This window comes from Methanobrevibacter boviskoreani JH1, from assembly GCF_000320505.1.
Classification (GTDB): Archaea; Methanobacteriota; Methanobacteria; order Methanobacteriales; family Methanobacteriaceae; genus Methanarmilla; species Methanarmilla boviskoreani.
Map to the genome: position 1 here is coordinate 23401 of NZ_BAGX02000036.1, position 8119 is coordinate 31519.

General features: G+C 28.6%; 1 protein-coding gene. It reads left to right on the forward strand.

Annotated elements, in window-relative coordinates; genetic code table 11:
* Positions 1-152 precede the first annotated feature (152 nt).
* Positions 153-8000 carry an isopeptide-forming domain-containing fimbrial protein gene (locus ON24_RS08665; RefSeq protein ID WP_081585274.1) on the forward strand — a complete coding sequence of 2616 codons (7848 nt, stop codon included), beginning with the start codon at positions 153-155 and terminating at the stop codon, positions 7998-8000.
* Positions 8001-8119 lie beyond the last annotated feature (119 nt).

Sequence of the window (8119 nt, forward strand, 5' to 3'; positions counted from 1 at the left end):
ACTGAAATTATATTTTTTAGTAGATTGTTAAAAATTTAAAATTTTTAATTTGTTGATATAAGTTAAGTATGGTTCTTTTATAATTTTGTTTATTTTTTAAATAATTTTAATAAAATAAGTTATTTACTTATATTATATTTTATGTGATAAATATGAAAAGTTCAAAGAAAATATTTATATTCTTTATGATATTTGTTCTGATTTTCATATTTTGTGGAAATGTGTATGGAGCAGAGCTTACAAACGATTCTTCATCTTTATCTAACGGAGATTCAATTGGCATAAATTGTGAAACTAGTGTTACCAGTCATGATGCTAATTTAATTAATTCAACAAGTAATTCTAGCAATCACTCTAATTATTTGCCTGATGACTCTTCAAAGGATTCAAATGTTAACCCTTCTTTTGTAGGTTCTGCTTTTGAAAATGAAACATTAAGTAAAAATTCTAGTGCCAATCCCTCATTAATTTTTAATGATACAAGCAATGGCTGTTATTATCCTTTTGTTAATGAAACTTTAAATTTTTCACTTTTATTCAACAATACCGGTTCTAGAACTGGATTTCAACCTGTTATTCAAATGATATTGCCACCTGGTTGTAGTGAGATTATAAGTGCAAAATATTTGGATTTTCCTTTGGAAACTGTTAAGGTAGGTGTATTCTCATCCGTGAATAATTGTACTTTAAAAGATCCTTATTCACGTTTGGATGTTGTTGGTCCTGAGAATTCAACATTTTATGTATTTAAATTACCTTTTGGTAGTTATACTAATAATCAGCCTGCAATACTATTGAATTTCACCGCTTCATTAAATGGAACTAATGCATTTGATACATTAAAGATTTATGCTACTCCAGAATTTATCTATGGTAATGATCCATTGGATAATCCTGATGTGGATCCTCAGATTATAGGTAATACTGTCAGTGCTGATGTTAAACCTTCAATTGTTAAATTGTATAAGGATTCTTCATTATATGAGGACGAGACTGTTACAGGTCCTAATTTTCCATTTAAATATTATGTCTCTATTGACATTGCGGATAATGTTACGATTGAGAATCTAACTATTGATGATAGCATTCCATCCGAGTTAATGTTTATTAATGGTAGTAGGTATCCTATTAGTTTATATTATAATAATGGGACTTTGATGGATCCTAGTTTATATACTATTGAGGTAATTCCTGATGGTAGGACTACTGGCGGTAGGATTGTTGTAAAATTATCTAATTTAACCGGTGCAAAATATAGGGATTTGCTATTGTCTTATTGGGTCTATGCTCCAAAATATGATAACTCTACTGGAGATTTAAAAGAGATTCTTACTAGAGATAGAACTTCCCTATTGGTAACTAACAATGTTAACATAACCTATGCTTATGGTAATAATACCTTTAATCAGTCTGATTATGATAATGTCGTTTTGAAGATTATCGCTATTCAGAAACTTTCAAATTCATATGAGGTAAAACCTAATGAAAACATTACCTATACTGTTAACTTCCAAGTTTCAGATTATTTTGCATTAAATGATTTTGATATCTATGATACTGTTGGATTTGAATGGGGTAATGCTCAAGTCATTGATCTTAGCAGTATTAGATTTATGGTGGGAAACCAAACTTATCGTTTGAATAGTTCTTATTATGACTTCATTCCTCGTAATGAAACTCATGATATCATTATTATTCATCTTTCAAAATTTTTAAGGGATAATAATCTTATCTCCGGATGTACTGGTGGTTATTACAATGAAAGTTCCAATGGAACTCCTTTAGACGGTTCTATTTCAATGACATTTAAGGTTAATAACCGTTATTCTAATAATGGAACTGTGGTTGCTAATGATTATATGAGAAATTCAGTATTGGTAAATGGTACTCTCTTAGACACTAATATAACCATTAATGATTCAAGTTATAAAGAGGTTAGAATTCTTCCTATGGAATTCTCTAAAGGTATTTATGCAGTTGACGGTGTTATTGTAAACAACAATAATACCATTAACGTTCGTCCAGGTCAAAATGTAACATTTGTATTAACCTTGGATGTTCCTTTTGGTAATGTAGATAATTTGACTGTTGTTGATTATTTCCCAATGCCTTTATTTAATCTAGAAAATTTCAATACTACTATGGTTGATATTGGAACTATTCCTACTGCTAATCATTGGACTTTTACTAATGATAGTTATTTCTGTAGGTATATCAACGGTTCACTTGCTTATCCAATAGTTTCAATTAATACTGTTGAAAATACTTTTACAGCACGTGCTCCGGGTACTATCTACAATCCTGCATCTTCAAAGAATATGGCAAGGATCTTAATTACAGTTACAGCAACTGATGAACCAATGGCTGATTTACTTAATTTAGTAAACTTTGCCCAGTTATCCTATGATAACACTCTAAAGATGGTTTATTCAAATGAGGTGTTTACTAACCTAATAACCAATGAACCGGATTTAGTTATTAATAAAACTGTAGATAATGTAAGTGTCGAAAACAACACTGTCTTATGTTATAACATCACTGTAAGGAACATTGGACATTCTACAGCTTATAATATAACCGTGAAAGATGATTTCATTGATTTGTATAAGGATTTAATTAGAGACGGTAATGTTGTTAATATCACTGCATATTATGGTAATGGAACTAAGTTGGATATAAGCGCTGATGATTTATTTGGTGATGGTTTTAAATTATCTAAATTAGGTTATACTAATTTATATGGTGAATCTAATAATTTTACCATAAACTATTATGTTAAATTTAATGAGAATCCAAATTTAGGACAGGATATTAATAATACTGCAAATATCACTTCATTTTATGCAAGGGGTAATGCTACAAACTTTATTAATTCCGGTAATCAGTTCAAATATTCATCTAATGCATCAGTTAAAGCAAAGGATTTAAATTTTTCCAAAGTTTATGTTGGATCTGATATTAACGGTAAGAATGGAGTAACAATTGGAGAAAACTGTACCTTTAATTTAACAATTGGTTTGCCTGATTTAATTGCTAGGAATTTAACAATTAATGATACTGTCTATGGATTAAAATATTTAGGTTATAATATTGTCAATGACGATGGTATGGACTATGACATGTTTATTAATGGTAGTTATACAGGTGTTCAATCCGATATTATTGTTGATATTCATAAGATAACTCCTACCTCTAGTGGTAATAATCTAACTATTCAATTATATTTCACTCCATTTGATAACGAGTCATCAATTCCTTTAGCTAACTTGAATAAAACCATTGTCAACACTGCAGTCTTATCATATCGTGTTAATAATAAAACTGTTAACATATCTAAATCTGATAAGGTTAATGTTTATCAGCCAAGAGATTTGATCAATAAATCCTTTAATGTTACTGAGGTTGAAGGTGGAGATGCAGTAGAATGTATCATTACTGTAGTCAATAATGGTACTTCCATATCCTATAACACAACTCTAGTCGATGATTTAGACGAGTTAATAAACAGGTTTATTAAAGATAACTCAAAGGATAACATTGAATTTTACTTAAATGGCATTCCAATAACTGGAAATATGGCTTGGAATGGAAATATTGCTGTATTTGATCTTGGTAATTTAGATATAGGTCAAAAGGTTAATATAAGCTTTAAATTTAATATTAAAGATGATGTAATCATTAATGATACAAAGTATGTTAATTTTGCTAACTTGACCTATTATTCTATGCCAAATAATAACACTAATGAAACCAGGATCTATTCCTCTGATAAAGGCGCAAGCTTTTATTCTAATGCAACTATTAGTTTGATTGATCCTACTATTGAAAAAATATTAATAGATTCATTAATCAACGGTACTTCCTATAATAAGTATAATGAAGTTGCTATTGGTGAAAATGTTTTATATACCATTAACATTCATTTATCCAATGGTACCTATAATTCTATTATAATAGTGGACAATCTTCCTGAAGGTTTTGAATATGTTGATGGAAGTGCTATTTTTGCTAATGGTACTCCAATAACTGATTATGGTAATATTTCTGTTAATTATGATGAAAATAATTTAAAAAGGTATATAACTTTAAGTTTTGATAATGCACTTGCTCAAGAAGTTATTCATAATAATCATGGTAATTTCACAATTAACATGACCGTTTTAGTATCAAACAGTTCTTCTAATACTATGGGTGTATCTAAAATTAATAATGCAAGTTTAAATTGGAATAACAATGGTTCAGCCTTTGCTAAATCTAGTCCAGTTACTATTGTAGAACCGATATTGAAAGTCAATAAGAAATTTAATGATACCAGTATTGAAGGTAATGACAATGTTAGTTTCAATATCACCATTGGAAACAGTGGTAATACTCCATTATTTAATGTTACTGCAATAGATAATATAACTAAATTAACTTCCGACATTGCTTCACAAGGTTCTATTGGTTATGATGTTCTTGTTGGAGATTTGGATAATGTTGATGTTTCTATTGATTATAATACTGGATTGACTACAATTAAAGTTAAACAATTGGATCAAAATCAGAATGTTGTAGTCAGATTCTATTTCAAAGTAAAGGATGATGTTCTAATAGGTAATTCTTATTTAAACATTGTTGATGTAAGTGGTACTTCTGTACCTAGTGGTGAGGAATATAGGATTTATTCTAACTCTGCTAATGATACAATCTATACTAAGAATCCAACTATTAATAAAACAGTAATTAATTCCACAATTTCTAATGGTAAGGATAATATTACAATTGGTGAAAACATAACCTATTGTATTGGTGCTAACTTAGCCGTTGGGGAATATAACACCATTATTATAAACGATACTCTTCCGGATGGTCTTAGATATGTTAATGGTTCTGTAGTTATTTATAAAGGTGAAACCGGTGATGTTTTACTTAATAGTGATGATTATGAGGTTATTGTGGAGAACAATAGTGTAATAATCAAATTTACAAATCCTAGCACAACTACTAAAGATTTAATTGATTATTATAATTCAAGGTTTAGGGTCTACCTAAATGCTACATTATTAAATATAAGTTCAAATGGTGCAAATCAGTCTAAAATAAATAAAGCTGAACTTATCTGGAATAACTTAACTACAAAGGCAAATTGTACCGTTAAAGTGGTTGAACCTAATATTACAATCAGTAAAAATTTCAATAAAACTAATAACGTTCAAGGTAATGACAGTATTAAGATTATTAGTGTGGTTAAAAATAACGGATATTCTCCATTGTTCAACATTACCGTGGTTGATAATTTAACCGAGTTATTAAATAGATTCATTGATAATAACAATAGAAGTAGTATTGCTATTAAAATCAATAATCAGGAAATTGGTGATTCTGTAATTTGGAATGATGGTGTGGTTAATGTTCTTATTGATCAATTAGATGTTGGTGAATCTGTAAACATCACTTATGAATTTACACTTAAAAATTCAACATTAATTAACAATACTCCATACATTAATAATATTAATGTAACTGCCTATTCCGTACCTGTTGAAAACCAGGAAGCAAGAGCCTACTTTGCAAATAGTAGTGCTAGTTTTAATCTAGCAAAACCTTCAATTAATAAAACAGTTATTAACTCCTCAATTGATAATGGCGTAAATAATGCAACTATCGGTGAAATTATCACCTATGGTTTAAACATTACTTTACCTGTTGGTAACTATACAAATATGGTTATTAATGATGTTCTTCCTGAAGGATTTAAATTCATAAATTCTCCAGGTATTGAGGGAGTAACCGTTAATGTAAATGATGATAGATTTATTAATATAGTTATAGATCCATTTAATTCAAACATTTACGGCAATAATTTATTGATTAAAGTCAATGCGCTTGTATTAAATAATAGTAATATTGAGGGTATGGTTAAAGTTAATACTGCAAATCTTACTTTAGATGGTGACTTGATAGGTAACAGCAGTGCTAGTGTATATATTGTAGAACCAGATATGAGTATTAGTAAAACAATACTTAACCATAATAATGATACTAACTATAATGTTAATGAAACTGTGGAATATTCAATTATTATTAAGAATAATGGAAATTCCCCAGGGTTTAATATTAAAATAGATGATGTTCTACCTGATGATTTGATCTATAAATCTGCTCATGTAAACAATGATTCTTGGTCTGTAAACTATGATACGTCTAAAAAAGAACTTATAATCACGGGTCCTTATTTAGAAAAGGATCATACTGTTCAGGTTATTGTTTCATGTGATGTAAATCAAAACATGAGTGATATATTAGGTAAAAACATTACAAACATTGCTAATTTAACCTATACTTCAGCTAATAATGATGTAAATAGAACTTATATGGACTCAGATAATGTTACAATCTCTGTAATCTTTGTTGATTTAGTTATTAATAAAACTGTTATTTCACAAGGACGTTATGGTGAGGATGTTGTATATAACATTACAGTAAAGAATAATGGTCCTTATATTGCACATAACGTTATTGTTATGGATAATCTTCCTAAGGACTTAATATTTAAGTCAATTAACACAGATTATTCTATTAATGGAAACATCATTAAATGGCAAATCAATTCACTAAATCCAGGTCAATCTTTAAATTTCATTATTAATGCTAAAATTAACGGAACTGGAAATATAACAAATACTGTCAATGTTTCTGCCGATGAAAACGAAACCAATTTAACCAATAATGTTAATAATGCAACAATAGAGGTTCCTAATGCTGTAGACTTGTCTGTTGTTAAGTTTGCTAATGTAAGTGTTGTAAATTATGGGGATTATATTAGTTATGATGTGATTGTATCCAATAATGGTCCTGATCTTGCTACTGGTGTTAATGTAACCGATATTTTACCTAAGGGTTTTGTATTTGTTTCATCTAATGCTAGTGAGGGTATCTATGATCCGGTTACTGGATTATGGTTTATTGATAATTTATCCTCAGGTAATAGGGTTGCCTTAACCATTGTTGTTAAAGTTAATTGTACTGGTAATGTTACTAATTTTGTTAATGTTACTTCTAATGAGTTTGATTGGAATTTATCTAACAATAAGGATAATGTGACAGTTGAAATTCCGGAATCTGTCGATTTAATTGTTAATAAAACTATTATTGATTCATTTAACAGTACAATTATTTACCAGATAACTGTTAAGAATGATGGATCTATTAATGCTACTGGCGTTAATGTGGCTGATACGGTATTATCTAAAAATCTTATATACATATCATCTAATGTTACTAAAGGTTATTATGATGATGATACAGGTATCTGGAATATTGGTGACTTGGAATCTGGAGAGACTGAAAATATTATTATTGTTTTCAATATGACCTCAAACGAAACTGTCATAAACTTTGTCAATGTAAGTGGTAATGAATTTGATAGGAATATTTCCAATAATAGGGATAATGTAAGCTATCTTCCTATTGCGGATTTAGAGGTTATAAAATCCTCTAATGTAAAAGTCATTAATATTGGAGATAAAGTGGTCTATACAATTATTGTTATCAACCATGGTCCTAACACTGCATTAAATGTACGTGCAATTGATATTTTATCTAATAAACTTAAATTTATTAATTTCACTTCAACTAAAGGTGTATATGATTCTAATACGGGTTATTGGTATATTGGTAATCTAAGTTCCAATGATACCGTAACTTTAAACATTACATGTATTGCAGAAAAATCTGGAATCATTAATAATATAGTTATTGTTAGTTCCAATACTACGGATAATAATACTAGTGATAATGTTGCAAGTGTTAATATCACTGTTAAGGACAAAGTATATCCTGATGGAAATCATTCTAAAAACAGTTCACATATTAGCAATTATTCTAAAGACATTTCACAAATTGGTCAGAATTCAAATTTAACCTTTTTACCGAAAACAGGAAATCCTTTGATTGTATTGATCTTATCAATAATCTGTTTATTCGCTTTTGGATTCAATTCAAAACGTAAAAAATAGACTTGATATTGTTTTATAATTAATACAACTCAATTTTCTTTTTTCTTTTTTTTTAAATGTAGTTCTAATTTTTTTGTTTAGTTTTTTTTTAAATGGCTAAAAATGGCTTTTTTTAATTG